We start from the raw sequence: 25,846 nt of genomic DNA on the forward strand, positions 1-25,846 counted from the left end.
GCCCGGGTCAACCGTACCCGGAGTACGGGGGGTTGGGCCGATGAGGCGGTCGTTCGCAGTGAGCCGGCGTGCCTGGCTCTCCGGCGCAGCTGCGGCAGGAGCCCTCGCGGCCGTCTCCGGCGGCGTGTACGCGATCAGCCGCACGCCGGAGGCGGAGCCGCTGCCGGAGCACGAGAAGGTGCGCACCGACGTCGAACCGCTGCGGAAGGTGTTCGGTGAGGCAGGCCGCCTGTCGGAGCCGCGCTGGCTCCTCTACGACCGGGATGCCGTGGGGGAGGGGCGGCTGGGTCCGCCCAGGCCCGACCCGCGGTACCGGGCCGTGGGCATCGCCCGCCTGCCGGCCGGGAGCACGGCGAAGGCACTGCGCGATCCCGCGTACACCTTCACCCCCGCAACGCCCGCATCCGTGCCGCAGCCTCTGAGGGAGTTCCTCCCCGCACAGGCCCGGTGGATGAGCAGCAAGGCGTACGACACCCACCTGCTGGGACCCGAGCCGGGCGAGCTCACCCGTGGGCGATTCTTCCTCGACGCGGCCGGTGACCAGTTGTATTTCGACACGGTCAACCCCACCTGACGACGCCCGCGCCGGAGCGGTGCCGGCACGCGCGCACGCGCGCCCCACCGCTCCGTCCCGGGGCTCAGAGTTGCCGGGCCCGGACGTCGGAACCGTGCAACGCCAGCCACTCCTGGAGCTCGATCAGATTCCCGGCAGGGTCCTCCAGGTACGCGACCCGTATCCGGTCACCCATCGGGCCCGGGTCCCGGGTGAACTCCGCTCCCCGCGAGGTGAGCTCGGCGTGAGCGGCGTCCAGGTCGTCCACCCGGAGCACCACGAGCGAGCGGCTTCCCTCCGGCTCCGAACCCAACTGCCCCAGCACGGCGGCCATCTGCGCCCGGTCCTGCAACGCGATCGCGGCCTGCCCGCCGGCGGGGCTGAGCTTGGCGTACGGACCGCTCTCCGCCTCGAACTGCGGCTTGAGCCCGAGCACGTCCCGGTAGAAGCGGTAGACGGCGGGGAAGTCGGACACCAACAGGCGAATCTGGGTGAGTTCCATACCGAACTTTCTAGCCCACCTCCGACCCCGGTTCCGAAGGGGCCCGCCGAAGACGGGCGCGGCCGAGCCGAAGGGGACCTGGAGGCCCCACACCCGCGACACCGCCCGTCGGTACGGTGGCCCTATGCCACGGATGAGGAAGTCGCAACGCCGGTCGCTTCGCGGGGTGCGGGGATCCGTGCCGTGTACGGATGTGCGGTTGCCGGTGGCACGGCGGCGGGGGCAGATGGGTGCGTACCAGGAATACACGAACTATCCCGGGCTCGAGGAATGCCGATGACCCCCGACGCGCAACCGAACGCGCCAGGAGAGGCGCAGCCGGACGCGCACCCCGACGTGCGGTTGGTGAAGGATCTCGTCGCCGCGGTCCCCGCCTTCGAGGACCTCTACGCAACGCATGTGTTCAACCAGGACGGCGTCCTGCCCCACGTCTTCTTCTGGGACGTCACCCAGGAGACCGTGCGGTCATACCTCGGTCTCGACGCGGATGCGCCGGACTGGCGGCGCACCCTGCGGTTCCTGGAGGAACAGAGCACGCGGCACGTCCCGGGGATCGACGAGGTCGTGGTGACGTCGTTCCTGGAGTACCTGCCCTTCCCCGGGAAGCCGGGGCACGAGATCGTCGGGGAGCTGGGGCCGGTCCTCGCGGCGAAGTTCGCCGAGGTCCGCCCTGCCGGATGACGGGCGGAGTGCCCCCGGACGGGTGAGATGAACGGGCCGCCTCCCCGTCGGGGAGAGCGGCCCGTCTCGTCCGTCCTGCCGTCAGAGCAGGTTGTAGATCTGGAAGCCGTGGCCGATCTTGGCCGGGCTCTCGAACACGGCGCTCGCACGGCCCGTGCCCGCGTACCGGAACAGGTCACCGTTCGGCTTGCGCGCGACCAGGTCCGCCACGCCGTCCGCGTTGAGGTCGCCGACCGACAGGAGACGGTCGTACGTGTTCCAGCCCCCGCCGATCCGCGTGCGGGACGCGAAGGGCGCCTTGTAGTCGCCGGTGCCCTTGTAGAGCCACAGGACGCCGGACGTGTCCCGGGCGACGATGTCGGGCTTGCCGTCTCCCGTCAGGTCACCCTGGCCGGCGAGCTGCGTGTACTGACCCCAGCCGCCGCCGATCCGCACGCGCGGGGTGAGGGTGCCGTTCGGGTAGCCGAGGTAGCCCCACAGCACCCCGGCCTTGTCCAGACCGATGAGGTCGGCTTCCTGCGCTCCGCCGATGCTGCCGGGGGAGAGGATCGTCGGGTAGATGTTCCAGCCCTTGCCGACGTCATTGCTGTGGTACTCGAAGTCGTCGTCGTCGATCCAGCTGTACGTCAGCTTCCCGTCCTTGTAGACGGTCCAGGTGTGGTCGCTCCACCCGTCCTTGTCGTTGTCGACACTGATCGAGTCGGCGAACGCGTCGAAGCCGGACGTCACGAACTCCCGGGGCTGGAACCCGCCCTGGTTGTCCGTCCAGTACATGTACAGGTCGCCGGTCTGCTTGGTCACGCCGTGCAGGGCGAAGCTGGGCGTTTCCACCGTGCCGACCGCGCGGGAGGCCGGAGCCGCCCCCTGGGCCTTGCCGGCCTGCTGCTGTTCGGCACCGGCGGTGGCCCGGGCCCGCTCGGCCGTGGCGACGGGGTCGCCGGAGGCGAAGGACGTACCGGCCGTGGCGGCCAGGGCGACCGTGGCGGCGACGGCGGCGAGTGCGCCGCGAACCGTGCGGCGGCGTCGATTGTTGATCATGCAGTATCCCCCCTGGGATTGATCAGCCCGCTCAACAGCACATGTTCGTACTGTCGTTGGTCAAAGCCTCTCACGAGGCTCTGACAGCGCCGGTGCCGGTGACCGTTCCCCGGCATCTTCCGAAGCGGGGCCACCGAATCGCTCAGTCGGTGCCGGGGGCGAAGGAGATCATCTCCGCGTGACGCTGCGCGTCGTCCCCGTTGACCATGGACGGGGTGATGATGATCCGGTTCCTCGTGTAGGCCAGGTTTCCCGCGAGCATGCCGTACTCCGGCTTCGTCGCCGAAGCGGGGTGGCGCAGGACTTCCTTCTCCGTGTCGGCGCTGCCCGGGCCGATGCGGATGATCCGCCCGGGGTTCCTCAGGGTGGCGGCTTCGTACACGAGGGCCGCCCGGCCGGTCACCGTGCGCAGCGGGTGCAACGTGTGGCCGTTCTCGGACTTCACCCCCCACACGAGCTTTCCGGTGCCGAGGTCGTAGGCGCCGACCCGGTCGGTGCCGCCCAGCGCGACGAGGCCGCCGCCGACGACGGCGCCCTGGCAGTTCTGGATTCCCTGGCCCGCGTCGCCGGAGTCGCCGCAGTACTTGAACCCCTTCGGCCTGGCGTCGATGGTCCGGCGGAGCTTGCCGCCGGGGCCGAGTGAGACGACGCGCCAGTCGTCGGTGCGCCGCTCGGCGTTGAGGGTGGTGAGGACCACCGGCTCCACGGAGAGCACCTTGCCCGCTGACCAGCCGGGCTGGGTGCGGTACCGCCACAGTGTGCGGCCGGTGAGCGGGTCGACTCCCCGGAGCCTGCTGTACGGGGTCTTCGACCCGATCGCGCAGCCGTAGCTCACCAGGAGCCGGGGGCCGCCCGCGACATCGTCCGGGTAGCACCCCCCGGCCTTCTCCACGGGGATGTCGTAGAGCTTGGCTCCGTCACCGACCCGGTAGGCCGCGGCCCGCATGTTCTGGACGATCGCGAGGGTGCCGCCGCTGATCGCGCTGTGCACGATGATCGTGGAGTCCGCGGTGCCGGTCTCGGTCAACTCCTTGTGCCAGCCGGCCTTTCCGGTGCGCAGGTCGATCTCCTGGAGCTGGTTGCACCGGCTCTTCGCCCCGTTGTGGTGGACCACGACGACCTTGCCGTCGGGCGTGGGGTTGACAGGCGTCTCGCAGACCGTGCTGGGCAGCTTCAGGCTCCACACCTGGACGCCGTCGGAGAGACGGCGGGCGGTGACCTTCTTGTGCACCGCCTGGACGACGGTGTCGCCGACGATCCACAGGTCGTTGGCCAGGATGCCGGCCCGGGGAAGATCGGTCGGGTCATCGACGACCCAGGCCGTCGCATCCCCGGGCTTGCGCGCCGCGTTGATCTCGTCGGACGTCGGGATCTCCTCCGGAGCGGGGGAGGAGGGTGCCGGTGGGCGGGGCGAGGTCTCCGTCGCGGAGGGCTTGGGTGTGCCGGCGCCCACCGGTGCCGCGGGCTTCCCTCCGTCGCCGCCGGTCAGGGCGTACAGGCCTCCCCCGGCCGCCAGCAGGACGACGGTGACGAGGACGGCCACGGGCCCCCGGCCGAACCGCCCGCGCCGGGAAGAGCCGGGTGGACCGGGCGGGCCCTGGCCCTGAGGGGCGTACGGATTGTGCGGCACGGGTTGCTGCTGCGGTTGCGGTGTGTACCAGGGCCCTGGTGTGTGCGGCATCGACGTCCCCCTCGTTGTACGGCCGACTCGGCCAGGACGTCACGCCCCGGTCCCAAGCCCCTTCCGGCGACAGGGTAATCAGGGTCGGGGCGGCGAGTGTGCGCATTGCTCACATCGAAGGTCCGGCGCTGCCGGCCGGCGCCGCTTCGACTACGAGGAGAAGGAGATCGTGCCCCTCCTGGCCGACGTCCCCTGGCCGCCCGTGCAGGCGGCCGCGGCGCAAGGGGGCGCGGACGCGGCCGGGTGAGCCGACGGCGTCGGCCCGGGTGCCTCCCGAGGACCCGGCCCGACGCCCGTACCCTGACCCCAGCGCTCCACGGGCGTGCGCCCGCCCGCCCGGAATGCGGCCAGCGCGACACCGAGGTCCTGGGCCGATCCGGAGAAGAGCACCGAACGGTCGGCCGCCACCAGGATGGTTCCGCCGCCCCGCACCCGGTGCACGACAGCCACCGCGTCGTCCTCGGGCAGCAGCACATGGCCGAGAGCGGCGTCCGGCGAAAGCCGGCGGTACAGCGCCTCACCGAACGCGATGAGCCGGTCCTGCTCCGGCGTGGGCGGGGTGGTGCTCCCAGCCGTTCCCGCGCGCACGTCACTCATTCCCCCGCCCCTCCTCGCCGAGCTCCGCCACCAGGTCCGGGTCACGCATCCCGGGCAGCGCATACCCCTCCTCCCCGTCCCACGGAACGTCGAGGTCGTCCAGGTGCACGTGCCACTCCGCATCCGGCAGGGCCCGGCGCAACTCCGTCACGGAATCCAGTACACGGACGATCACGGGCATCAGACGATCGGGATCCGATGGCATCTTCGTGGACCCGGCGACGATCTCCCCCGGCTGCGGGGCGGCCCCTTCGTACAGGTACAGGCTCTCCTCGTCGCCGTACGGGAACGACGCCAGGTGCGCGGCGACGACGCGCTCGACGGACGCGGACTCGCCCTCGCTCAGGGGTGTCGCGCGGCGTGCGTGGTAGTAGAGGGAGACGCTCATGACGCGAGGGTACGACCAGGGTGTGACAACGGTCGCCGGTCCACCGGGCGGCCGCCCCGCCTCCGTCGGGACCCGGGTGTACCACCCCTGAAAGGGAGCAGAAGAGGATAGGTGCTGCACGGTGTCGCCACGGCCGTTCCACGGGCGGCGCCGACCCTGTCGGCCCCTCTCCCTCCCCGGAGTCCCATCCGTGTCCAGCAAGCTCAGCACCACCACCGGCGGGGCGCCGCCCCGCACGGACGGCTGCCCCGCGAAGGCACGGCACTGGCCCGTCGCCCTCCGGCGGACGCCCGTCTCGCTGTGGAACGACGACCTCTCGGACTGGGCGGCGGCCCTCACGTACTACGCCATACTCGCGCTGCTCCCCGCCCTCCTCGTGACGGTCTCCGTCATCGGGCTGACCGACCCCGGGGCGACGAAAGCGCTGATCGCCGACATCACCGCCTTCGCCCCGGCGGAGTCCGGTGCCGCACTGCGCCAGCCCCTGGAGGCGGCCACCGAGCAGCGCACCGCCGTCTGGCTGCTGGCCGCGACCGGGAGCGTGAGTGCGGTGTGGTCCGCGTCCAGCTATCTGGCCGTGTTCCGGCGGGCCCTGCACGCGATGCACGGGGTGCCCGACACCCGGCCCGCCCTGCGCAGCGCCCACATCATCGTCGCCTGGGCGATCGGGCTGCTGCTGCTCCTGATGACCAGCGCCTTCGCCCTCGTGCTCTCCGGACCGCTGGCCCGCTGGCTGGGACACCGGATGGGGCTCGCACATCTGGGGGACGCGGTGTGGGCGGTGCTGAAGTGGCCCGTGCTGCTCTGTCTGGTCGCCTGCCTGATCATGGTCCTCTTCCGGACCGGACCGAAGTCCGCGCGCGGTACGCGGCAGGGGCTGCCCGGCGGGGTGCTGGCGGCGCTGCTGTGGCTGGCGGCCTCGGCGGGATTCGCGCTGTACGCGACGTACGTCGGGTCCTACAGCCGGCTCTACGGCTCACTGGCCGGGCTGGTGGTGTTCCTGATCTGGGTGTGGTTCACCAACCTGGCGCTGCTCGCCGGCGCCCAGTTCAACGTCGAGCTGAACCGGGCGCGGTGCGGGGCCCCGGACGGGTCCTAGGGCCTCTCGTCGGGATCATGCCGGACTCGTGGGGTCCGGCACGCGTGTGTGCCGCGGTGTCGTCGGTCGCCCTGTTCCCCGAGCTCTCGGCTTCGCTCGAGCAGGGGAGGCCCCCATCGCTATGACTCCCTCCTCCGCGCTTCTTCACCTGAGAAGTGCTTCTTTCGACGCGACCGGACCCTAGAAACGTCCCATCGTTGCAGGTCAGAAGCACTTCTTGCTTTTCTGATCAAACCTCGCACAGCTCGTGCGGTGAACCGAGGCCAAGTCGCTTCCGGTCACGCGCGCAGCCAATCGCGTCGCCGTGAGGGAGCACATCGGGAGAGCTGCCTCACGCCTGGGCGAGAGGCGCGACGGGCGCGATGGCGCCGAGCGCGGCCCTCTGCAGCGCCGTGATGCGCTCGATGACGAGCCCCATCAGCACGGCCGCCGCGATCATGAGTGCCTCCGCCACCACGAGGAGAGCCACCGACCCCGGGGCTGCCTGGGCCGCCACCACGATTACCAGCGCGTGTGTGATCCAGGCGACCCACCACAGGTTCACCAGTGTCGTGTCTCGCTTCTGCTCCCACGACGCGGAGCTGGCGCGCCCGATGTCGAGGACGAACCGGCGAGGGATAAAGAGGTTGGCCACCGGTATGAACCACGCGCTGATCGTCCAGCCGCGACTCGGGAGCGAGGCCCGGGGGGACAGCTCCTGGGCGTTGCTGCGGGACCGGGCGAGCCACACGAGGAACAGCACGATCGCAGGAGTCATCAGATAGCCGAAGATCATGGAGGTGAGACCCGACCTGTGCAGGGACGCATCCGTGTGGTGCACAGAGTGATCCCGGACTGCCGCCGCGCGGAACGCGTCCGCCACGGTGGCCACCGCTACCGCCACCTGCGCGGAGCGGGCAAGGATCCAGGGAGCTTTGCGGGCGGTGCTCGTCATGGTGTTTGGCCTGTCTCGAAGGCGTGTGCGGCCACGGCGGACGCTGGGGCGCAGTGATCATAGGGTCTGCTCGCCGCACACGCGTACGACTTTCGGGTCCTCGGGCGCGGGCTGCACGTCCCCGGCAGTAGATGGCCGTAAGGGCAGAGGGACCGGCTGCGGGCAGCATGCCGATCGGGCGGGATGCGGTCGAATCGGAGGCAACCGGCCCACCGCACGCCGATGTCCGCAAGGCAGTCCCCCAGAGCACCGCCCCGCGAAACCACTCCACGGCCATCACCCTCGACGCGGACACGCGAGCACAACCCGCCACTGTCCTTCACCTGAGGAGTACAGCTTTCCTCGCGACGAACAGGCCCCTGGGCAAGACCAGTTGCCCCAGGGCAGAGGCACTCCTCGCGGATTCGATCACGCCTCGGATGCCCCGGCTCGTGAAAGCGCGAGGCTAAGGGCTGTCCCGCGATTCCGGGCGGGCGCGCGACGACAGCTACGGCACCTCGCCGCGCGGTCGGAACGCCCGAATACACCCCGTATGCGGGCGCCTCTCCGCCTTGCGATGCACCGCATCCGACGCCGCGCGCTGATCCACCAGGAAGGGCGGGACAGCCCTCAGTCCCCCGTGGTGCCGTCGACGATCTCCCGGATGATGTCGATGTGGCCGTTGTGCCGGGCCGTCTCCTCGACGAGGTGCAGCAAAACCCAGCGCAGATCCGGGTGCCGGCCGTCCCGGCGCGGCTTCTTGGCCGGGGTGTCCAGGTCATGGGACGCGACGATTTCCCGGTAGCGGGCGCTCTGCTCCTCGTACGCGGACAGCACGTCGGCGAGCGGCATGTCGACGGCGATGCGCATCTCGCGGTCGGGGTCCTCGTCCGTCCAGGGGCCCTCGTCCTCCCCGCCGAGGAACACGACCTCGAACCAGAAGTACTCGACCCAGCGGAGATGGTTGACGAGACCGGCGAGGGTCATCAGGGGAGAACCCGGCAGCGGGGCCTTGACCGCGTTCTCCTGCGAGAGTCCCTCGCACTTGGCCACCGCGGTGGCGCGGGTGTAGTCGAGGAAGGTGGTCAGCTGGGTGCGCTCATCCCATGCGGGAGGCGAATCGGTGCGTGTCATCGGCGTACACGATGGCCGGTCGCCGGGGCCCTGTCCACCGCTTAACGGGCGGGAAGGCACCGTGCTTTGGGGTCCGCCGTGGGCCCGTGGGCCCACGCACCGGGCGGCGGCGCTCATTACGCTCGTGGTGACCAACCGTGAGCGCCTCTCGACGCCGCCCGACCGGCGGCGGGGCGGGTGCGCTCGCATGCGCAGGGATCTCCACGCTCTACCTGACCAGCAGGGCGGCCACCTCTCCTCCGGCACGTGCCGGTGCATCCGGGGTGCCCGGATTCTCTTCATGAGGTGACGTGTCGATGAGTGACGGATTCTTCTACTCGTACCACCTGGGCTGGAACCGCCCCGACGCCGAATCGCTGCTCGGCGACCTGGAGGCGGCGGGCGTGCGGCCGGACCACCCGGTCACCCGGCGCATCACACTGATCGGACCGGGCCCCCGGCCGACCGTCACCCAGTCGCGGGTGACGAGGGACCAGCTCGTGCTCCTGGCAGGGTTGCAGCGCCTGGACCAGGTCGACTTCCTGCTCTGGCTGCGCAGCGGCGCCGAGATACCCACGCGGGTCCGGCGGACGGAAGACGGCACGGTGGCCCTGCAGTTCGCCCTCGGCAGCCTGGGGCCGGACGAGCGGGAAACCGTCGTACGCGCGGTGCGGGAGGCGATCGGACGGGCGTCGTTGCTGTGCGTCGGCTTCGTCCTCGACCGGGAGGGCGCGTCGGCGGCCACGGACTGGAGGGGGTTCATCGTGCAGGGGACGGTGTACTTCGACCACTGGCCGGACACGCTCGCGGTGCGACCGGAAGTGGCGGCGGCGCAACCGCAGTTGAGCGGGGTGGGCTCGTTTCGTCAGTCGCCCTGGGTCGTCTACGGAAGCGAGGTGCCGAGCCGGTAGGGGCACCGGTCAGGGCCCTGGGGCCTCTCGTTCGGATCATGCCGGGCTCGCGGGATCCGGCACGCGCGTCTGCCACGTCGGCGGTCGCCATGGCTCCGCCATGACTCCTTCTCCGCCTTGCGGCTGCCCGCAGCGGACCCCGCTCCCTCGTCCGGCCCGAGCCGGACGAGAGGCCCTAAGGGCTGTCCCGCAATTCCTGGCGGGCGCGCGACGACAGCTACGGCACCTCGCCGCGTTGTCGAAACGCCCGAATACATCCAGTATGCGAGCGCCTCTCCGCCTTGCGATGCACCGCATCTGACGCCGCGCGCTGCTCCACCAGGAATTGCGGGACAGCCCTTAGCCGACGACCCCCGCCGTGGCGAGGGCCGCGAGCATGCCGGTGGCCACGAGGATCCCTCCGACGTAGCCGGTGGCGGTGGAGCCGCCGTCACGCCAGTAGTACGGGGCGGCCCGCGGCGCCTCCGCGTCGCCGTCCTCCACCAGCCGGTCCACGGCCAGGCCCACCGCGGCTCCGGTCGCCAGGGTGACGACGGGCATCAGGACCGCTTCCACGTCGGGGAGCCGCCACAGCACCGCGTACCCGTAGCCGAGCGCGGCGAGCGGCACGCCGAGGGCCGCCGTTAGGTACAGCGGCCGGGACCCGCGCTGCTCCGCGGGCAGGAGGCGCGCGGCGGCCAGCACGGTCAGCACGGTGGTGAGGACGGCAGGCCCGTGGTGCAGCGCCAGCCGCCACGTGAAGACGTCCAGCCGTTCGTCGGTGGCCAGCAGGTCGACGAGCCCGCGGGAGACCACGTACGCGGCGATGGCATGGACGACGGCGCCGACGGCCCAGCACCGGGCGAGGGTCAGGAGTGCGCCTCCTCCGGATCCGCCAGGTCTTCCCGCACGGCCGGGTCCGTACCCCGGGGGCCGGCGCCCCGCGCTTCCGTTCTCCCAGCCGCTGCCACCGTTCACGGGGTTCTCCCTCTCCGAGGTCCGCTCACCCACCCGGTAACTGTCATGCTCCGAACACCGGGCCTGGCGAGAGCGTACGGTGGCCCGGCCGGGGTGACCTGGGTCTATGGCACCAACTTTGGGCCCATGTGCGCGGGGTGGAGGGGCGCAGGCCGGCCTGACTCCGCTCTCCGCGCCGACCCGTGCTGTCGACGGGGGTGTTCGACGTCGATGGCGAGCCTTCCGGCGCGCTGGTGTACTCGTCGCTGCCGGGCGTGGCCGGTGTGGTGCTCGCCCGTCCTCGCCCGCCCCGCGTGACGCCTGCCGGTCCGGTGCGCCGCATTGGGTCCGAGGGCCCATGACGGTGGGGCTGCCTCGCGCCTAGGGTCGAAAGCATGTCATCCATGGGGGAGTTGCGTCGTCGGGTGCGCCGGTGGTCACGGACCGCGGTGCCGCGAACGGGTGTGCGGTTGCCGGTGGCGCGGCGGCGGGGTGACCGGGGCCAGGGGGCATTGGAGTACCTGGGTCTGACGCTGGTGGTCGTGGCGATCATCGGCGCCCTGGTCGGCACGGGGATCGGCGCGGACCTCACCGCGAAGATCGGGGTACAGGTCTGCCGGATCGGTGGCGGCGGGAACTGCGGCGGTGACAGCGGCAACGAGGCCGACGGTCAGAACGCTCCGGGGCAGGGAGATCCCGCCTCGGACAAGAACGCCGACGGCTCACCGAAGTCCCCCGAACAGGTCGCCTACGACAAGGCGCTGAAGGACCTCCAGGACGCCCAGAAGGACGAGAAGTCCAACAGCGACAAGGCCATCGAAGCGGCGAAGGAACTCGCGAAGATCCTCGCCGACGAGCTCGGCATCACCGACGCACTGGACTGCATCACCAAGGGCGACATGGGCGCCTGCACCGAAACCCTCATCAACGTGCTCCTCAGCCTCATCGGAGGCGCGGTCGGGAAACTCGCCGCGAAGTACGGGGCCCCCTGGAAGTGGAAGAAGGCCTACAAACTCATCCAGGCCCTCAAGAAACACGGCGGCGACCTCTACGACGGCCTCAAAGGACTCCTCAAGAGCCGCAAGAAGGTAAAGGACGCCGAGAAAGCCCTCGAAGACGCCGGCAAGAAACTCGACGACACCAAGAAACCCAAGAACGACAAACCCGACGAGAAGAAGCCGCCCACCTGTCCGGTGAACCACAGCTTCCTGCCCGGGACCCCCGTTCTTCTCGCCGACGGCAGTAAGCCGCCCATCGAGGCGGTCCGCCCCGGCGACCTGGTCACCGCCACCGATCCGGTGACCGGCAGGACCGAGGCCCGCCGCGTCGAGCGCGCCGTCACTACCTACGACGACAAGCACTTCACCCGGCTGGTCTTCCGTACCGGCGGCGGCCCCGCGGTGATCACCGCGACCGACACCCACCCGTTCTGGACCACCGGCGAGCGGCGCTGGGCCGAGGCGGGCGACATCACTCCCGGCATGAGGCTCCGGTCCCCCGACGGATCGGTGCTCACCGTCGCCGGGGTGTCCCGCTACACCCAGCGCCGGACCACCCACGACCTCACCGTCAACGGCATCCACACGTACTATGTGCTGGCAGGGCAGACACCGGTCCTCGTTCACAACACCGACTGTCCTGTCGGATCGGTGACCGGCCCCGGTGGAGAGACACTGCCGCTGCCCAAGGGGGCGACCGGCACCCCGGTGGCAACGGGAAAGGGCTGGTCTTACGACATCCCGGCCGGCACCAAGGGCCTCGATCCCCGGGTGACGCAAGTCCGGGTGATGGATCCCGTCACCACCGGTAAATACCAGTACCCCAAGGGCTATGTGGTCTACATGAACAAAGCGGGACAATCGGTCAATCCTCTGACCGGGCAGACGGTGAGCAAGGCTGACCCCTACAACCACATTCCGATTCCATGACCTCGGTGAATGATCTCGTGAGGGCATGGCCCCGTTCGGCGGCCCTTGAGTCGGCTGAACCGGATCCCCTGCGGGAGGTGGACGCCCTGCAGGAGTCGCAGTTGCTCGACTCCCGGGTGTGCCAGCTGACCTCCACGGCGGCCCTTCTCTTCGAGCTGCGTACTTCCTTGCAGTTCGAAGTAGGGAATGCCGCGCTGCTCGTCGTGCGCGGCCTGCACTCGTTCGGGTGGAGCTCACCTGCGGTGCGGGGTCCACTCACGGCGCTGACGGTGGTATCCAGTGTGCCGGATCGGCTCAGGAATTCCTTCCGTGCGAGATTTGCGTTCTTTCCGGACGCGCAGCTCGAAGTGGTAGGCGATCTGGCAGAATTCCACGTCCTTGCGGTGGAGGGCATGGGCGACGTGCCGCCCGATTACTCGGACGCGGACCTGGAACACGTACAGGAGGCCTTGCCCTCCTGGTCCTCCGCGTGCAGCCCGCTTCAGGCGTCACGTTCACACTGAGGCGGGGGAGGACGGCTGGCGGGGCCCCGGCCCCGCCCCCGTGACACGGCGATGCCCTGACGCCGGAGGACCGCCGGCGTCAGGGCACCTTCCGTGCTTGTTGTGTGTCAGGGCAGCTTCGCCGCCTGTGCGGCGACGAGTTCGGACGGGAGCTGCGGGGTCGTCGCCGTGACGAAGTTCGCCACGTAGAACGTCACGACCGTGGAACCGGTGCGCACCAGCTGGAAGACCAGCGGCACCTTGTCGCCCTCGATGCTCCCGGTCACCTGGTAGGCGATGCTCTCCTGGCCGGCCGGGGGCAGCGGAAGCGGCTTGACCTCGGCGTACGTGGACGGGCCGTCCTCGCCCGACGTACGGAAGCCGCCCGCGCAGGCCCGGACCGCGTCCCGGACGCCGCGCATGAGCTGCTGCGCCCCGTCCCCGGGGTGCGAGGTGAGGATCTCGGTGACGACGGTCTGGTCGTCCTTGCCCTCTTCCGACTTGTCCATGACGGTACGGAAGGCGGTGGCGGCCGGGGTGGGTTCGGGTGCGCCGTTGATCACCGCGACGAGCGGCCGGCAGTCCTTGTTCTCCGACCGCTCCGTGCCGCTCTCCTCGCCCCCCTGCATGGGGGTGACCTCGTAGTTCCCCAGCTCGCCCGTGGCCAGCGCGACCCCGGCGAGCCCGGCCTTGTCCAGGACCTTGCCGCTGCTCGTGGGAGTCGACGTGGGCGAGGGAGCGGCGGAATCGCTCGCGGCCGGATCCGAGGAGGGCGTCCCGCCCGGCTTCGCGCTCTCGCTCGCGGCCGCGGTCTTCCCGCCGTCCTTCTCGGACGTCTTGCCGTCCGGCCCGCAGGCGACGGCCGCCAGGCAGAGCACCGCTGTGGTGGCCGCCATGGCCGCCGTACGCGCCCTGGGGACTCTCGTTGTCACTGACCGCTCCTGACCGGCGAACCGCTACCGCCGACGTTGTTCCGCACGGACTCTGCACGCTAACAACCCGAGCGGTGCGGATGCTTGGGCCCAGGGACCCAACTCAGGGCGGACCGGACCCCAGTAGCGTCCACGCCCCGTACGCCGCCGACGCCACGGCCGTCACCGCGAGCACCGCCGCACTCCGGGCGGTGGAGCGCAGTCGCAGCAGGGCCACGGCGGGCGGCAGCAGGAGCGGGAAAGCGGGCATCATCAGCCGGGGCCGGGAGCCGAAGTACCCGGAGCCGATCAGCGAGATGACGACGACGGCGATCGCGTAGACGAGCACCGGCAGCGGCTGGCGCTGCCGCACGCACAGGAACACCAGCCGGCCCAGCGCGGCCAGCGCGGTGCACAGTCCGAGCATGCCGGGCCACGGCAGGCCGAGGATGAAGGAGGCGAGGGCCGCGCCGCCGTCGATGCTGTTCCCCCACTGCGCCTGGACGTCGAAGTAGGCGAACGGACGCCCCTCGCGCACGGCGACGAACACCACGTACGCGAGCCACCCCAGCGGCGCGACGACCACCCCCAGCAGCATCCGCCGGTGGCGGCGGACCATGCCGTCGGAGGCCCCGGCCCTGCACTCCCGTACGAGGGTGACGGCGGAGGTGATCGCGAGGGCGGCGATGAGCGCGGCGGCGGACGGACGGGTCAGCCCGGCGAGTGCGCACAGCACACCGGCGACGATCCATCGCCGGGTCAGCACCGCGTACAGCGACCAGGCGGCGAGCGCGGTGAACAGGGTCTCGGTGTACGCCATCGACTGGACGAACGCCGTCGGATACGCCCCCCACAGCGCGGCCAGCACCACGCCGGTCCGGCGTCCGTACAGCCGCGCCCCGACGGAGAAGATCCCCCAGGCGGCGAGGAGACCGGCGGCCCAGGCCACCAGCAGTCCCGCACCCGCGAGGCCGAGCGGGGTCACCTCCGCGAGACCGCGCTCCAGCGCGGGCAGCAACGGGAAGAAGGCCAGGTCGGAGTGGACTCCCCCGTCGGGGAGGGTGACCGTGTACCCGTAACCGTTCTCGGCCACCCGCTGGTACCAGACGGAGTCCCAGCGCTCGGAGAGCAGATGCAGCGCGTCCTTCCCCGCCGCCGACGCGGCAGCCCAGAAGACGACGAGCCCGACGATCCGCACGGCGGCGTACACGCCGAGCGCGGGTGCGGCCACTGCCAGGGCGGCAGCGGCGCGTCCGGGGACCGGCGGGCGGTCCGGGTGCGGGCGGGCGGGTGTGACCTGGGGGGAAGGGCCGGGGGGCATACGGCCGATTATCTCCGCCGGCCGTCAGACCCCCCGGCGGGGGCCCGGACCGGCCTCACCCGTCGTCGCGTCGCCAGAACCGCCGCGTCCACCAGTACAGGACCGTCCGGTCCGCGGGCCAGGGCCGGTCCTGGACGAGGGGCGCCTCGAACGAGTCCGAGGCGTCGACGGGCCGCCAGCCGGGCACGACCTCCTCCCCGGGCCCCGGTGGGCGGGCGAGGGAGGCGAAGCGTTCCTCGCTCACTCCGGCCAGGGCATAGGTCCGCTGGGCCTCGACGAGCGAGACGCGGTTCGCGCCCCGCTCCATCGTCGGCCAGCGCAGCTGGGAGGCGTCGTCCTCCCATTTGCAGACCGGGCAGATCATCGAGGAGCCGGGCGGGTCCTCGAAGACCGTGTGGCCGCAGGCGACACAGGGGTACCGGGCGGGCCGGCCCCCGTCGGGGGCCGTGGGCCAGTCAGCCCCGTCAGCGCCGCCGGTCCCGTCAGACTCGTTCACGTGCATGTCGCATCCTCGGCCTTTTGCGCCGCATCGTGCCCGGCATCCCCTTGAACGCCGCCAGGCCACCATCGAGTTTGCGGAAGGAGATGATGCCCTTCTTGCTCTTCATCCCGTACTCACCCGTCGCCGGGTCGAAGTACCGGACGGTACCGTCCTCCGAGGCCCGCTTTCGGGGACCCGGTCGTCCGTGTCACGCACCGTCATGCCCTCGCGGAGGCCATGGCGGAGGTGCGCGCCGCTCAGCGGATCGCCGTCAGGAGAGGCACACCTCGGCTGTCAGGGAGGCGCCCTCGGGGCCGTACAGCCGCAGCCACCGCTGTTCGTCCGACGCGTTGCCGATCCTGATGCCGAAGGTCCACGTCGGGTCGAGGAAGAGGGTGTGCCCGCCCTCGAAGTCGAGGGCCAGGCAGGTGCAGACCGTGTCGGAGGCGCCGGGCGCGCGGTAGACGCGCAGGCGGGTGCAGCGCAGTTCGTCGCGGCCGTCGCCGAAGAGCTGCTCACCGCACGAGGCGACCATCACCTCCTCCTCGGCATCGGTGAACAGCTCCATGCCGGCCCACTCGACGGCGTGGACGGAGGTGACGTCCAGCCGGTCGTACTGGCCCACCGACTCGAACCGCAGCAACCCCTCGTCCAGCCGGAGCCAGACGGCGAGGGGCTGCGGACGGAACTCGGGGACGTCGTCGTCGCGGTCCAGGAACCCCGGGACGAGGACGTCGCGGACGGGGTGGTCGCGCAGGGCCTTCGCTGCCGTCGGCCAACCGCCCATGTCCGCTCCCCGCTCGTGCTCCTGTCTGCCGCGCCGGCTACTGCTCGGCGTCCGCCGGTTCCTCCCAGAGGCCCCTCACGACCCCGTCCGGATCCGGGACCACGGCGCACCATCGCCCCATGGCCCTGTCCGCAAGAACGAAGGAGAACCCCTCACCGGTGACGTCGGAGAGGGCGTCCGCGCCGCCGGGCCAGGCCCGGTAGGGCAACTCGCCGGGCGGCCCCGGGGCAGCGAAGGCGGTGAGGTCGTCTTCCAGCATCTCGGGCCGGGGGCGCAGGTCCGGATCGACTGCGACGCCGATCAGGGAGCGCGGCTTCACCCGTCGGGCGATCTCGTCCGCGTTCTGGGGGGTCACCCGGAACCAACGGCAGCCGTAGGCACCGTACGCCCAGCGCTCGCACACCAGCGTGAGCCGCTCGGACGTCTCCCGCACGGCTTTCCAGAAGTCCTCGTCCGCCACCGCGACGACGGGCCTCGCCACCTCCACGGGCTCCGGAGCCGCTTGGCGCCACCCGATGCTCAGCTCGTCGTCCTGAAGGCGCTCCGCCAGCTCCGAGGCGGCCGCCGGTGAAAGGAAGAGGTGGACGGCCCCGTCCCATCCGGACTCGATCTGGAGTCGTCCCGGGCGGGACAGCCGGCCGTAGGGGCCGTGCCCGGCCACCATGCACTCGACCAGGTCGACCGCCTCCGCGGACCCGACTTCCACACCGTTGCGCAGGTGAGCGTACTTGTCGGGAAGGGGCAGGCTGACCAGGAGCTCGCCGAGCTCCAGGGCATCGGCGTCACACGTCTCGATCACCGCCCCGACGGCGGCGCGCAGCTGCGCCGCGTATGCGGGCCAGCCGGGTGCGTCGGCCAGATCGTCCCGGACTTCCTGGGAACGCGGACTGATGATCAGCTCGGTTCCCAGTCCGGCACCGGGTGCGTCGCTCACTTCGCCAGCCACTTCAGCCCCAGCACCTTTCCGTCCGGCGATATGTCCAGCCCGTACGTACCGTCCCGGGCCGAGTCCTTGGTCGACTGGAACGGGTTTCGGAAGTTGGCGCCCTTGAACACTGCCTGCTTGTTGTGCCCGGTCCGGTCGTAGGTGATGTACCGGGGCTGGCCGCCCGTCGCCTTCTTGTTCTCCCAGATGGGGGCTCCACCTGCGGACCTCTTGTTGGTCTTCGTGTAACCCAGGTAATCCGCGACATCGTCGGCCTGTTTACGCGTGAGCGAGTTGCAGTTGTCGTTGTGCACCAGGACCGGGGTCTGCCCGGCCAGCACATAGTACGTGTGGAGGCCGTGGACCGTGAGGTCGTGCGTGGTCTGCCGCTGGGTGAAGCGGGAGACGCCGGCGACGGGGAGGACGGACCCGTCCGGGGACCGCAGTCGCATTCCGGGCGTGATGTCGCCGGCATCGGTCCACCGTCGGTGGTCGACGACCCAGAACGGGTGGGTGTCGGTGGCGGTGAGCGTTGCGGGTCCACCGGCGGTGCGGAGGATCAGGCGGGTGAAGTCCTTGTCGTCGTACGTGGTGATGAGCCGCTCGACTCGGCGCGCCCGGGTCGGTCCGCCGGCCGGGTCGGTGGCCAGGACCCGGTCACCGGCCCGGACCGCCTCGATGGAGACGGCGCGTCCGCCGGCGAGGAGCACCTGTGTGCCGGGCGGGAAGCTGTGCTTGACATCGCAGGTGGGCGGCTTCTTCTCGTCGGGTTTGTCGTTCTTGGGTTTCTTGGTGTCGTCGAGTTTCTTGCCGGCGTCTTCGAGGGCTTTCTCGGCGTCCTTGACCTTCTTGCGGCTCTTGAGGAGTCCTTTGAGGCCGTCGTAGAGGTCGCCGCCGTGTTTCTTGAGGGCCTGGATGAGTTTGTAGGCCTTCTTCCACTTCCAGGGGGCCCCGTACTTCGCGGCGAGTTTCCCGACCGCGCCTCCGATGAGGCTGAGGAGCACGTTGATGAGGGTTTCGGTGCAGGCGCCCATGTCGCCCTTGGTGATGCAGTCCAGTGCGTCGGTGATGCCGAGCTCGTCGGCGAGGATCTTCGCGAGTTCCTTCGCCGCTTCGATGGCCTTGTCGCTGTTGGACTTCTCGTCCTTCTGGGCGTCCTGGAGGTCCTTCAGCGCCTTGTCGTAGGCGACCTGTTCGGGGGACTTCGGTGAGCCGTCGGCGTTCTTGTCCGAGGCGGGATCTCCCTGCCCCGGAGCGTTCTGACCGTCGGCCTCGTTGCCGCTGTCACCGCCGCAGTTCCCGCCGCCACCGATCCGGCAGACCTGCACCCCGATCTTCGCGGTGAGGTCCGCGCCGATCCCCGTGCCCACCAGGGCGCCGATGATCGCCACGACCACCAGCGTCAGACCCAGGTACTCCAACGCCCCCTGGCCCCGGTCACCCCGCCGCCGCGCCACCGGCAACCGCACACCCGTACGCGGCACCGCGGTCCGTGACCACCGGCGCACCCGACGACGCAACTCCCCCATGGATGACATGCTTTCGACCCTAGGCGCGAGGCAGCCCCACCGTCATGGGCCCTCGGACCCAAGTTCCCCTGGGCCGACGTGTGTCAGCGGGACCGGTGTTCAGCCGGTCTGTGCGACGCGCACCTGCACGCCGGGCCGCAGGCCCCACTTCGCCATCGCGCCGGCCTCCGACTCGATCACGTGCCGCGCCCGCAGCCGGGGCAGCCCGAGCCGCCCGGGCTTCATCGTGTGCACAGCCACCACGTTGAACTTCCGGTCCAGATAGGCCACATCGATCGTGAACCGCATCCGGAACGAGTGCACGCTCCCGCACGGGGTGATCATCAGCGCCCCGTCGACCCCGTCCTGGCCGAGCAGCCCACGGCTCCGGTGACGGTAGGAGGCCGCGATCCGCAGCGGCACCTCGGTCTCCCGCTCCCCGTCCCGGTCCGTGATCGTCAGTGTTCCTGTTCCATCGCGCCATCGAGCCATGGCCAAGACGGTAGCGCCAGGTGGCGTGCTGTGGGCCCGTAACGGCGTGCAGTGGGTCCCCGGGCCCATGACCGGCCCGCGGGGGCCGCCTAGGGTCGATGACGTGTACGCCATCTTGATCGGGGTCGCCGCCCTCTGGGGAGCCGCGACCGGACTGCTGGTCCCGCGCGCCGCCTACCGGTTCTCCGTCGAACCGGACGACGCGTGGCGCGACGCCTGCCCCGCCGGCCACGCCCTCACCGGGCCCGCCCGCGGCTGGCTGGGCTCCACGCGCTGCGCGACCTGCGCCGAGGTGGGCGCCGCCATCGCCGTGCGGACGGCCGCCGGGCCGGGGCATGCCGGGCAGCAGCAGCCGGGCGACGTGGAGGCGGACGGCGCCGAGGGCGCCGGGGGAGGACGGGACGCCCCACCGGCCGCCGCTCCGCGCGGGAACGGGACCCGCTACGCCCCGCACCTCGCCACCCCCGTCGTCACCGCCCTCGGCTGCGCCGCCCTCGCCGCCGCCACCGGCGCACGGCCCGAGCTCGCCGTCTGGCTGCTCCTCGCCCCCGTCGGCGTGCTCCTCGCGACCATCGACCGCCGGGTCCACCGGCTGCCCGACCAGCTGACCCTGCCGGCCGCGGCGGCGGCCGTCGTGCTCCTCGGCGTCGCCGCCCTCGTGCCGGAGCACGGGGGCGCCTGGCTGTCCGCCCTGCTCGGCGGAGCCGTCCTCGGCGCCTTCTACTTCGTGCTCTTCCTGATCAACCCGAACGGCATGGGCTTCGGCGACGTCAAACTCGCCCTCTCGCTGGGCGTGGCCCTCGGCTGGTACGGCTGGGCCGTCGTGTTCGCGGGCGGGTTCGCCGGATTCCTGTTCGGTGCGCTGTACGGACTCGGGCTGGTGCTGATGCGGCGCGCCGGGCGCAAGACCGGTATCCCCTTCGGCCCGTTCATGATCGCCGGCGCGTTGCTGGGCCTCCTGTTCGGCGCACTGGCCGCCTGACCCCGCCGTAAATGCGCTCGCGGCCGATGGCACGGGCTGCGACCATCCCCGTATGACCGCAACACCCGATGACGCGCAGGCAGCAGCCCGGGCCGCAGCGATCGCGGCCGCTGAGCGCGCCCGGTTCGAGGCCCTCGTCGCCGAGGCGGACGCCGTCTCCGTGGCCGGCTGGGACTTCTCCTGGCTGGAGGGCCGGGCCACCGAGGAGCGCCCGTCCTGGGGATACGCCCGCGCCATGGGGGAGCGCCTCGGCAGGGCCAGGGCGGCGCTGGACATCCAGACCGGGGGCGGCGAAGTCCTCGCCTCCGCACCGAAGCTGCCGCCGCTGACCGTGGCCACCGAGGGCTGGCCGCCGAACATCGCCCGCGCCACCGCCCTGCTGCACCCGCGGGGAGCCGTGGTGGTCGCGGACGAGGACAAGCCGCCGCTGCCGTTCGGGGACGCGGCCTTCGACCTGGTGGTCAGCCGCCATCCGGTGACCACGTGGTGGGAGGAGATCGCCCGGGTCCTGGCCCCCGGCGGCACGTACTTCTCGCAACAGGTCGGGCCCGCCAGCGTCTTCGAACTCGTCGAGTACTTCCTCGGCCCCCAGCCGCCGCAGGTGCGCGCCGGGCGCGACCCCGAGCAGGCGCGCGCCGCGGCCCGGGAGGCCGGTCTCGAGGTCGTCGACCTGCGGATGGAGCGGCTGCGCACCGAGTTCCTCGACATCGGCGCCGTCGTCTACTTCCTGCGCAAGGTGATCTGGATGGTGCCCGGCTTCACCGTCGAGGCGTAGCGGGACCAACTCGCCGCCCTGCACCACCGGATCGAGACCGAGGGGCCGTTCGTCGCCCACACCACCCGCTTCCTGATCGAGGCCCGCAAACCGGGCTGAGCGCGAACACCCCCCGGCGCCCGAAGAATGGCACCCTGGGTGCTCAGCGCACGGGGAGGGAGCAGGCCATGAGGGTCGGCAACGACGAAGAGGCGGCGCGCGGCCCGCGGCAGGGGAACGCCGAATGGCTCGCAGGAGCCCGGATCGTCGGCGTACTCGGCCTCTTCTACCGGCCCGAGGGGCGCATGGGAGAGCCGGAGGCGGTCGCCTTCCTGCTGGCCGACGGTCAGTCCGTGCTGCTCACCTGCGCGTCCGACGGCAGTCTGCACGTCGGCGCCGGTACCTGGCCGCGCCTTCCCGGCTGGTGCGTGCCGGCCGGCCAGTGGGAGTACGCCGCGATGGCGCGGCTGCCGCAGCCGCCCGAGGGCGGCTGGACGGTCCTGCGCACCGAGGAGCGCCGGGACGAGCGCGGCGAGGTGGACGAGGCCGTCATCCGCTGCGAGGGCGGCCGCTTCGTGGTGACCGGCGGCGACACCGTGGGCATCCGCTTCACCCGCGGTCACCGGGGCGCCGCCGCGGCGACCTGACGGCGCGGCGCCCCGCACGTCCCTCGGTGCGGCCGCCGTGACCGGAATGTGCACATCCTGTGTACGTCCTGGAGCCGCCTCCGGCGTCAAGGCGACGCCACCGGACATATGTGCAGGTCCAGGCCCTGTGAAGCGCCGGATCCCGTGTCCCGCCCGGGGCCCCGCACATTCGGAGAGTAATTATTTCGTGGCGTGGCACGCAGCAGCACTTACGAAGGGTTATGGTGGAAACCCCCCCTCGGGCCGGTCCGTAACCCCCCCCACGGACCGGCCCGTTTTTTTGTGCCCCGGCACCGCCGCCCCGTCCGCGAGCGGACCTGGATCGAGCGAGTCGTCCCGCGTGGCACACGAGCCCCCACGGACGTACGGCGGACCAGCGGTCCCGCACCTACGGCAAGCCCGCTGTCACGGACATGCGACAAGCCGGTTATCACCGACTTGTGACAGGCCGGGTTGGGCCGGTGCGCCGCCCGCGCAGTAATGTGGCGGCTTCGGGACCGCACGGCACGGCGGGGCGATCGCCCCCTTCCGGTGCGGCGATCCCCAGGTGGACGACCCCCGACCCCGGGCATAGGGGCGGGCGTGCCCGCACGGAACCGAGAGGTGGACTCAGTGAACTTGCGCGACCTGGTGTACGGGCTCTACGCGCGCCGGGTGGAGGCCCGCCTCGATCACGCCCAGGTGCCCAAGCACATCGGTGTGATCCTCGACGGAAACCGGCGCTGGGCGAAGGCGTCCGGCGGCACCGCGGCGCAGGGACACCAGGCCGGGGCGGACAAGATCAAGGAACTGCTCGGCTGGTGCAGCGAGACGGACGTCGAGGTCGTCACGCTCTGGATGCTCTCCACCGACAACTTCGACCGGCCCGAGTCCGAGCTCATCCCGCTCCTCGGCATCATCGAGAACACCGTGCGCGACCTGGTCGCGGACGGGCGCTGGCGCGTCCACCACGTCGGCACGCTCGACCTGCTGCCCGCGCACACCCAGACGGTCCTCAAGGAGGCCGAACAGGCCACCGTGGGCGTCGACGGCATACTCGTGAACGTCGCCGTCGGCTACGGCGGCCGCCAGGAGATCGCGGACGCGGTGCGCTCCCTGCTGCTCGAACACTCCGAGAAGGGCACCTCCTTCGAGGACCTGGCGGAGATCGTCTCCACCGACCTGATCTCCGAGCACCTCTACACCCGGGGGCAGCCGGACCCCGACCTCGTGATCCGCACCAGCGGCGAGCAGCGGCTGTCGGGCTTCATGCTGTGGCAGAGCGCCCATTCCGAGTACTACTTCTGCGAGGTCTTCTGGCCGGCGTTCCGCCGCGTCGACTTCCTGCGGGCGCTGCGCGACTACGCGGCCCGCCACCGCCGCTACGGCGGCTGAGCCACCGCCACGACGGAGGCGGACGGCTTCGCCCGGAAGTGGCCAGGTCGGCATGGGTTGGCGCGTTCGAGGGCATACCCCTGACAGGTCGACGTCCGGTCACCAACCAGGCGGACGTCGTGTCCAAGTGAGCGGCATGGAGTCCGCTCGCCCGGGAGGCCCTTTGCACACGAAGGACCGTACATACAGTGCGGCCGACGCGAAGGGCCGGCGCACGGCCCGCGCAAGGTGGCCGGAGCCCGGCCCGTCCTCTCCCTTTGGGATGCTCCGCGACGCCGTCGCACCCCAACCTCTTCCGAGGGGGTACGTCCTTCCGTGGTGACCAGTACAAAGCGCCGCATGCCCGACAGGCGCACCTATGTTCTCGACACCAGCGTCCTGCTGGCCGATCCGAACGCCATGGCCCGCTTCGACGAGCACGAAGTCGTGCTCCCGATCGTGGTGGTCACGGAACTGGAGGCCAAACGGCACCACCCCGAACTCGGGTACTTCGCCCGGCAGGCCCTGCGCCTGCTGGACGACTTCCGGGTCCGGTACGGCCGGCTGGACGCCCCGATCCCCCTCGGGGATCTGGGCGGGACGCTGCGCGTCGAACTCAACCACTCCGATCCCGGCGTCCTTCCCGCCGGCTACCGGTTGGGGGACAACGACTCCCGGATTCTCGCGGTCGCACGCAATCTCCAGGCCGAGGGGTACGACGTCACGGTCGTCTCCAAGGACCTGCCGCTGCGCATCAAGGCCTCGTCGGTCGGCCTCCTCGCCGAGGAGTACCGGGCGGAACTGGCCGCCACCGACTCCGGCTGGACCGGGATGTCCGAACTGTCCCTCTCCGCGGAGCAGGTGGACCTGCTCTTCACCGAGGAGACGCTGTACGTCCCCGAGGCCGCCGACATGCCCGTGCACACCGGTCTGGTCCTCCAGTCCGAACGGGGCAAGGCACTCGGCCGGGTGACACCCGAGGGCAACGTCCGGCTCGTCCGCGGCGACCGGGAGGCCTTCGGCATCCACGGCCGCAGCGCCGAGCAGCGCGTCGCCCTCGATCTGCTCCTGGACCAGGACGTCGGCATCGTGTCGCTCGGCGGCCGGGCCGGCACCGGCAAGTCGGCGCTGGCGCTCTGCGCGGGCCTCGAAGCGGTGCTGGAGCGCGGTCAGCACAAGAAGGTGATGGTCTTCCGTCCGCTGTACGCGGTGGGCGGGCAGGAGCTCGGCTATCTCCCCGGCAGCGAGGCCGAGAAGATGAGCCCCTGGGCCCAGGCCGTCTTCGACACGCTCTCGGCCGTCTCCGGCCGCGAGGTGATCGAGGAGGTGCTGGGGCGCGGCATGCTGGAAGTCCTGCCGCTCACCCACATCAGGGGCCGTTCCCTCCATGACGCCTTCGTGATCGTCGACGAGGCCCAGTCGCTCGAACGGAACGTCCTGCTGACCGTGTTGTCCCGGATCGGGGCCAACTCCCGGGTGGTGCTCACGCATGACGTGGCCCAGCGGGACAACCTCCGGGTCGGCCGGTACGACGGAGTGGTCGCCGTGGTCGAGAAGCTGAAGGGTCACCCCCTCTTCGCCCATGTGACGCTCACGCGTTCGGAGCGTTCCCGTATCGCCGCACTGGTGACCGAAATGCTGGAGGAAGGGCAGATCTGATACGGCTTGGGACAGTTGATGCCGCCCGGCGAGCGAAGGAGCTTAGCCGGGCGACATCGTGTTGCGGCACCATTTCCGCGATTCAACTGCTCCAAACGGGGTGTGAGCTTTCACACGCAACAGAGAATTGCTTCCCGGCGTCACGTTCCGGCAGAGTCTTGCTTCCGTCAGGCCCCGCATACGGCACACCGGCACCTCCAGAGGCGCCACGCACCACACAACTCAACAACCGCCGCCCGTATGCCGCCCGCGAGCACCACGCGGCGCTCCCCCCGGGGAGTGCCCACCGGGCCCGTGCCTCCCGTGACCCAAGCAGTAGGGAGGCCAGTGCCAGGGGCACGATTGCGCCCGCGAGGTCACCTAAGCGGGCGATGCTGGAAGGACACCGTGTGAGCCGGATCTCGGTCCGGGGGTTCGCCGTGGCATCAGCCACTGCCGTAACCACCGTTGGCGCCGTCGTAGGCGTTGCATCGGGCAGCACTCCCGCTGCCGACGACAACAACTTCGAGGCGACCGCAGCCGACACCACGCTGCTCGCAGACATCCCCGCGGGCCAGCAGGCCCAGGTGCAGACCGCATCGCTGACGCAGCAGGCCGACGCCCAGGCGTCCGCGGCCGACGCGGCGGCGAAGAAGTCCGCCGAGGAATCAGCCCGTGTCCAGGCCGCCAAGGACGCCAAGTCCAAGAAGGCGGCGGCCCAGGAGCGGCTGGAGAAGGAGCGCCAGGAGAAGGCGGAGCGCGCCGAGCGCGCCAGCCGGTCCGAGGTGCGCAGCGCTTCGGCGTTCGCGACGCAGGGCTCGTACAGCGTGGCCGAAGTCCAGGCGATGGCTCGCCAGATGATCCCCGGCGACCAGTTCCAGTGCTTCAGCAACATCGTGAACCACGAGTCGAGCTGGAACTACCGGGCGAGCAACGCGTCCTCCGGTGCCTACGGCCTCGTCCAGGCGCTGCCCGGCTCCAAGATGGCCTCCGCCGGCGCCGACTGGCAGACCAACCCGGCCACCCAGATCAAGTGGGGCCTCAACTACATGGACAGCCGTTACGGCAGCCCGTGCGGCGCCTGGTCCTTCTGGCAGGCGAACCACTGGTACTAGGGCGCCCTAGACCCTGGAACCTTCCGGGGTCCGGGCTCAACCTCGCGAAGCCCCCCACCGTCCTACGGTGGGGGGCTTCGCGCGTGTACGGTCGGGCGGAGCCGTTTCCC

Annotated in this window: 26 protein-coding genes and 1 pseudogene; 12 read left to right on the forward strand and 15 right to left on the reverse strand. The window is 71.0% G+C overall.

All coding sequences use genetic code 11. The features are described 5' to 3' along the window. Window positions 1–58: 58 nt before the first annotated feature. A complete protein-coding gene (locus tag E6R60_RS25695) occupies window positions 59–574 on the forward strand; it encodes a hypothetical protein (protein ID WP_136329028.1) in 516 nt (171 codons plus the stop codon). A gap of 64 nt (window positions 575–638) precedes the next feature. On the opposite strand, the gene E6R60_RS25700 is transcribed toward E6R60_RS25695, so the two are convergent. After that, complete coding sequence (locus E6R60_RS25700) at window positions 639–1,055, reverse strand: VOC family protein (RefSeq protein ID WP_136329029.1); 417 nt, start codon at window positions 1,053–1,055, stop codon at window positions 639–641. A gap of 276 nt (window positions 1,056–1,331) precedes the next feature. Here E6R60_RS25700 and E6R60_RS25705 point away from each other — a divergent pair, with 276 nt between their 5' ends. Continuing rightward, window positions 1,332–1,736, forward strand: coding sequence for a hypothetical protein (locus E6R60_RS25705; RefSeq protein WP_136329030.1), 405 nt, complete (start codon window positions 1,332–1,334; stop codon window positions 1,734–1,736). A gap of 81 nt (window positions 1,737–1,817) precedes the next feature. Here E6R60_RS25705 and E6R60_RS25710 read toward each other — a convergent pair whose 3' ends face one another. The 4 genes from E6R60_RS25710 to E6R60_RS25725 form a co-directional block, all read right to left on the reverse strand. Beyond that, a complete protein-coding gene (locus E6R60_RS25710; RefSeq protein ID WP_240802682.1) occupies window positions 1,818–2,774 on the reverse strand; it encodes a VCBS repeat-containing protein in 957 nt (318 codons plus the stop codon). Window positions 2,775–2,916: 142 nt separating this feature from the next. Next, on the reverse strand, window positions 2,917–4,317 hold the full coding sequence (locus E6R60_RS25715) for a PQQ-binding-like beta-propeller repeat protein (protein ID WP_346766088.1): 1,401 nt from the start codon (window positions 4,315–4,317) through the stop codon (window positions 2,917–2,919). 288 nt (window positions 4,318–4,605) lie between these two features. After that, the gene (locus tag E6R60_RS25720; protein ID WP_136329032.1) at window positions 4,606–5,052 is read right to left on the reverse strand and encodes a hypothetical protein; all 447 of its coding nucleotides are present in this window, start codon (window positions 5,050–5,052) and stop codon (window positions 4,606–4,608) included. Next, window positions 5,045–5,440 (reverse strand): hypothetical protein, encoded by a 396-nt coding sequence (locus E6R60_RS25725; RefSeq protein ID WP_136329033.1) that lies wholly within the window; start codon window positions 5,438–5,440, stop codon window positions 5,045–5,047. The genes E6R60_RS25720 and E6R60_RS25725 overlap by 8 nt, the downstream gene beginning before the upstream one ends. Window positions 5,441–5,630: 190 nt before the next feature. On the opposite strand from E6R60_RS25725, the gene E6R60_RS25730 reads away from it, so the two are divergent. After that, on the forward strand, window positions 5,631–6,539 hold the full coding sequence (locus E6R60_RS25730; RefSeq protein WP_136329034.1) for a YihY/virulence factor BrkB family protein: 909 nt from the start codon (window positions 5,631–5,633) through the stop codon (window positions 6,537–6,539). 331 nt (window positions 6,540–6,870) lie between these two features. Here the strand turns inward: E6R60_RS25730 and E6R60_RS25735 are convergent, their stop codons facing one another. Then, on the reverse strand, window positions 6,871–7,473 hold the full coding sequence (locus tag E6R60_RS25735) for a DUF4328 domain-containing protein (RefSeq protein WP_136329035.1): 603 nt from the start codon (window positions 7,471–7,473) through the stop codon (window positions 6,871–6,873). 609 nt (window positions 7,474–8,082) lie between these two features. Next, on the reverse strand, window positions 8,083–8,586 hold the full coding sequence (locus tag E6R60_RS25740) for a DinB family protein (protein WP_136329036.1): 504 nt from the start codon (window positions 8,584–8,586) through the stop codon (window positions 8,083–8,085). Between the two features lie 296 nt (window positions 8,587–8,882). On the opposite strand from E6R60_RS25740, the gene E6R60_RS25745 reads away from it, so the two are divergent. Further along, window positions 8,883–9,476, forward strand: coding sequence for a hypothetical protein (locus E6R60_RS25745; RefSeq protein WP_136329037.1), 594 nt, complete (start codon window positions 8,883–8,885; stop codon window positions 9,474–9,476). Between the two features lie 339 nt (window positions 9,477–9,815). On the opposite strand, the gene E6R60_RS25750 is transcribed toward E6R60_RS25745, so the two are convergent. Continuing rightward, complete coding sequence (locus E6R60_RS25750) at window positions 9,816–10,433, reverse strand: hypothetical protein (RefSeq protein WP_136329038.1); 618 nt, start codon at window positions 10,431–10,433, stop codon at window positions 9,816–9,818. A 491-nt stretch (window positions 10,434–10,924) separates the two neighbouring features. On the opposite strand from E6R60_RS25750, the gene E6R60_RS25755 reads away from it, so the two are divergent. Then, entirely contained in the window at window positions 10,925–12,340 is a 1,416-nt protein-coding gene (locus E6R60_RS25755) for a Hint domain-containing protein (protein WP_136329039.1), read from the forward strand. Then, window positions 12,337–12,843 carry a hypothetical protein gene (locus tag E6R60_RS25760; RefSeq protein ID WP_136329040.1) on the forward strand — a complete coding sequence of 169 codons (507 nt, stop codon included), beginning with the start codon at window positions 12,337–12,339 and terminating at the stop codon, window positions 12,841–12,843. Before E6R60_RS25755 ends, E6R60_RS25760 begins: the two co-directional genes overlap by 4 nt. A 107-nt stretch (window positions 12,844–12,950) precedes the next feature. On the opposite strand, the gene E6R60_RS25765 is transcribed toward E6R60_RS25760, so the two are convergent. From E6R60_RS25765 to E6R60_RS25795, 7 genes are all read right to left on the reverse strand, one after another. After that, window positions 12,951–13,754, reverse strand: coding sequence for a hypothetical protein (locus tag E6R60_RS25765; RefSeq protein ID WP_136329041.1), 804 nt, complete (start codon window positions 13,752–13,754; stop codon window positions 12,951–12,953). A gap of 103 nt (window positions 13,755–13,857) precedes the next feature. Continuing rightward, window positions 13,858–15,054 carry a glycosyltransferase family 39 protein gene (locus tag E6R60_RS25770; protein WP_136329042.1) on the reverse strand — a complete coding sequence of 399 codons (1,197 nt, stop codon included), beginning with the start codon at window positions 15,052–15,054 and terminating at the stop codon, window positions 13,858–13,860. A gap of 55 nt (window positions 15,055–15,109) precedes the next feature. Next, the gene (locus E6R60_RS25775) at window positions 15,110–15,550 is read right to left on the reverse strand and encodes a CPCC family cysteine-rich protein (RefSeq protein ID WP_240802683.1); all 441 of its coding nucleotides are present in this window, start codon (window positions 15,548–15,550) and stop codon (window positions 15,110–15,112) included. Between the two features lie 256 nt (window positions 15,551–15,806). Then, complete coding sequence (locus E6R60_RS25780; RefSeq protein ID WP_136329044.1) at window positions 15,807–16,322, reverse strand: hypothetical protein; 516 nt, start codon at window positions 16,320–16,322, stop codon at window positions 15,807–15,809. A 37-nt stretch (window positions 16,323–16,359) separates the two neighbouring features. Continuing rightward, a complete protein-coding gene (locus tag E6R60_RS25785; RefSeq protein ID WP_136329045.1) occupies window positions 16,360–17,268 on the reverse strand; it encodes a hypothetical protein in 909 nt (302 codons plus the stop codon). Beyond that, window positions 17,253–18,785 (reverse strand): toxin C-terminal domain-containing protein, encoded by a 1,533-nt coding sequence (locus E6R60_RS25790; RefSeq protein ID WP_136329046.1) that lies wholly within the window; start codon window positions 18,783–18,785, stop codon window positions 17,253–17,255. Before E6R60_RS25790 ends, E6R60_RS25785 begins: the two co-directional genes overlap by 16 nt. 90 nt (window positions 18,786–18,875) lie before the next feature. After that, a complete protein-coding gene (locus tag E6R60_RS25795) occupies window positions 18,876–19,247 on the reverse strand; it encodes a DUF192 domain-containing protein (protein ID WP_136329047.1) in 372 nt (123 codons plus the stop codon). 103 nt (window positions 19,248–19,350) lie between these two features. Here E6R60_RS25795 and E6R60_RS25800 point away from each other — a divergent pair, with 103 nt between their 5' ends. The 6 genes and pseudogenes from E6R60_RS25800 (at window position 19,351) to E6R60_RS25825 (ending at window position 25,736) form a co-directional block, all read left to right on the forward strand. Further along, entirely contained in the window at window positions 19,351–20,229 is an 879-nt protein-coding gene (locus E6R60_RS25800; protein ID WP_136329048.1) for an A24 family peptidase, read from the forward strand. A 52-nt stretch (window positions 20,230–20,281) separates the two neighbouring features. Then, a pseudogene (locus tag E6R60_RS25805) lies at window positions 20,282–21,103 on the forward strand (class I SAM-dependent methyltransferase). A gap of 68 nt (window positions 21,104–21,171) precedes the next feature. Then, on the forward strand, window positions 21,172–21,630 hold the full coding sequence (locus tag E6R60_RS25810; protein WP_136329049.1) for a hypothetical protein: 459 nt from the start codon (window positions 21,172–21,174) through the stop codon (window positions 21,628–21,630). Window positions 21,631–22,242: 612 nt separating this feature from the next. Then, complete coding sequence (locus tag E6R60_RS25815) at window positions 22,243–23,004, forward strand: isoprenyl transferase (protein ID WP_136329050.1); 762 nt, start codon at window positions 22,243–22,245, stop codon at window positions 23,002–23,004. A gap of 315 nt (window positions 23,005–23,319) precedes the next feature. Continuing rightward, window positions 23,320–24,642, forward strand: coding sequence for a PhoH family protein (locus E6R60_RS25820; RefSeq protein WP_136329051.1), 1,323 nt, complete (start codon window positions 23,320–23,322; stop codon window positions 24,640–24,642). 389 nt (window positions 24,643–25,031) lie between these two features. Next, complete coding sequence (locus tag E6R60_RS25825) at window positions 25,032–25,736, forward strand: transglycosylase SLT domain-containing protein (RefSeq protein WP_136329052.1); 705 nt, start codon at window positions 25,032–25,034, stop codon at window positions 25,734–25,736. The last annotated feature ends 110 nt before the right edge of the window (window positions 25,737–25,846 follow it).

This window comes from Streptomyces sp. A0642 (genome assembly GCF_004795105.1).
Classification (GTDB): Bacteria; Actinomycetota; Actinomycetes; order Streptomycetales; family Streptomycetaceae; genus Streptomyces.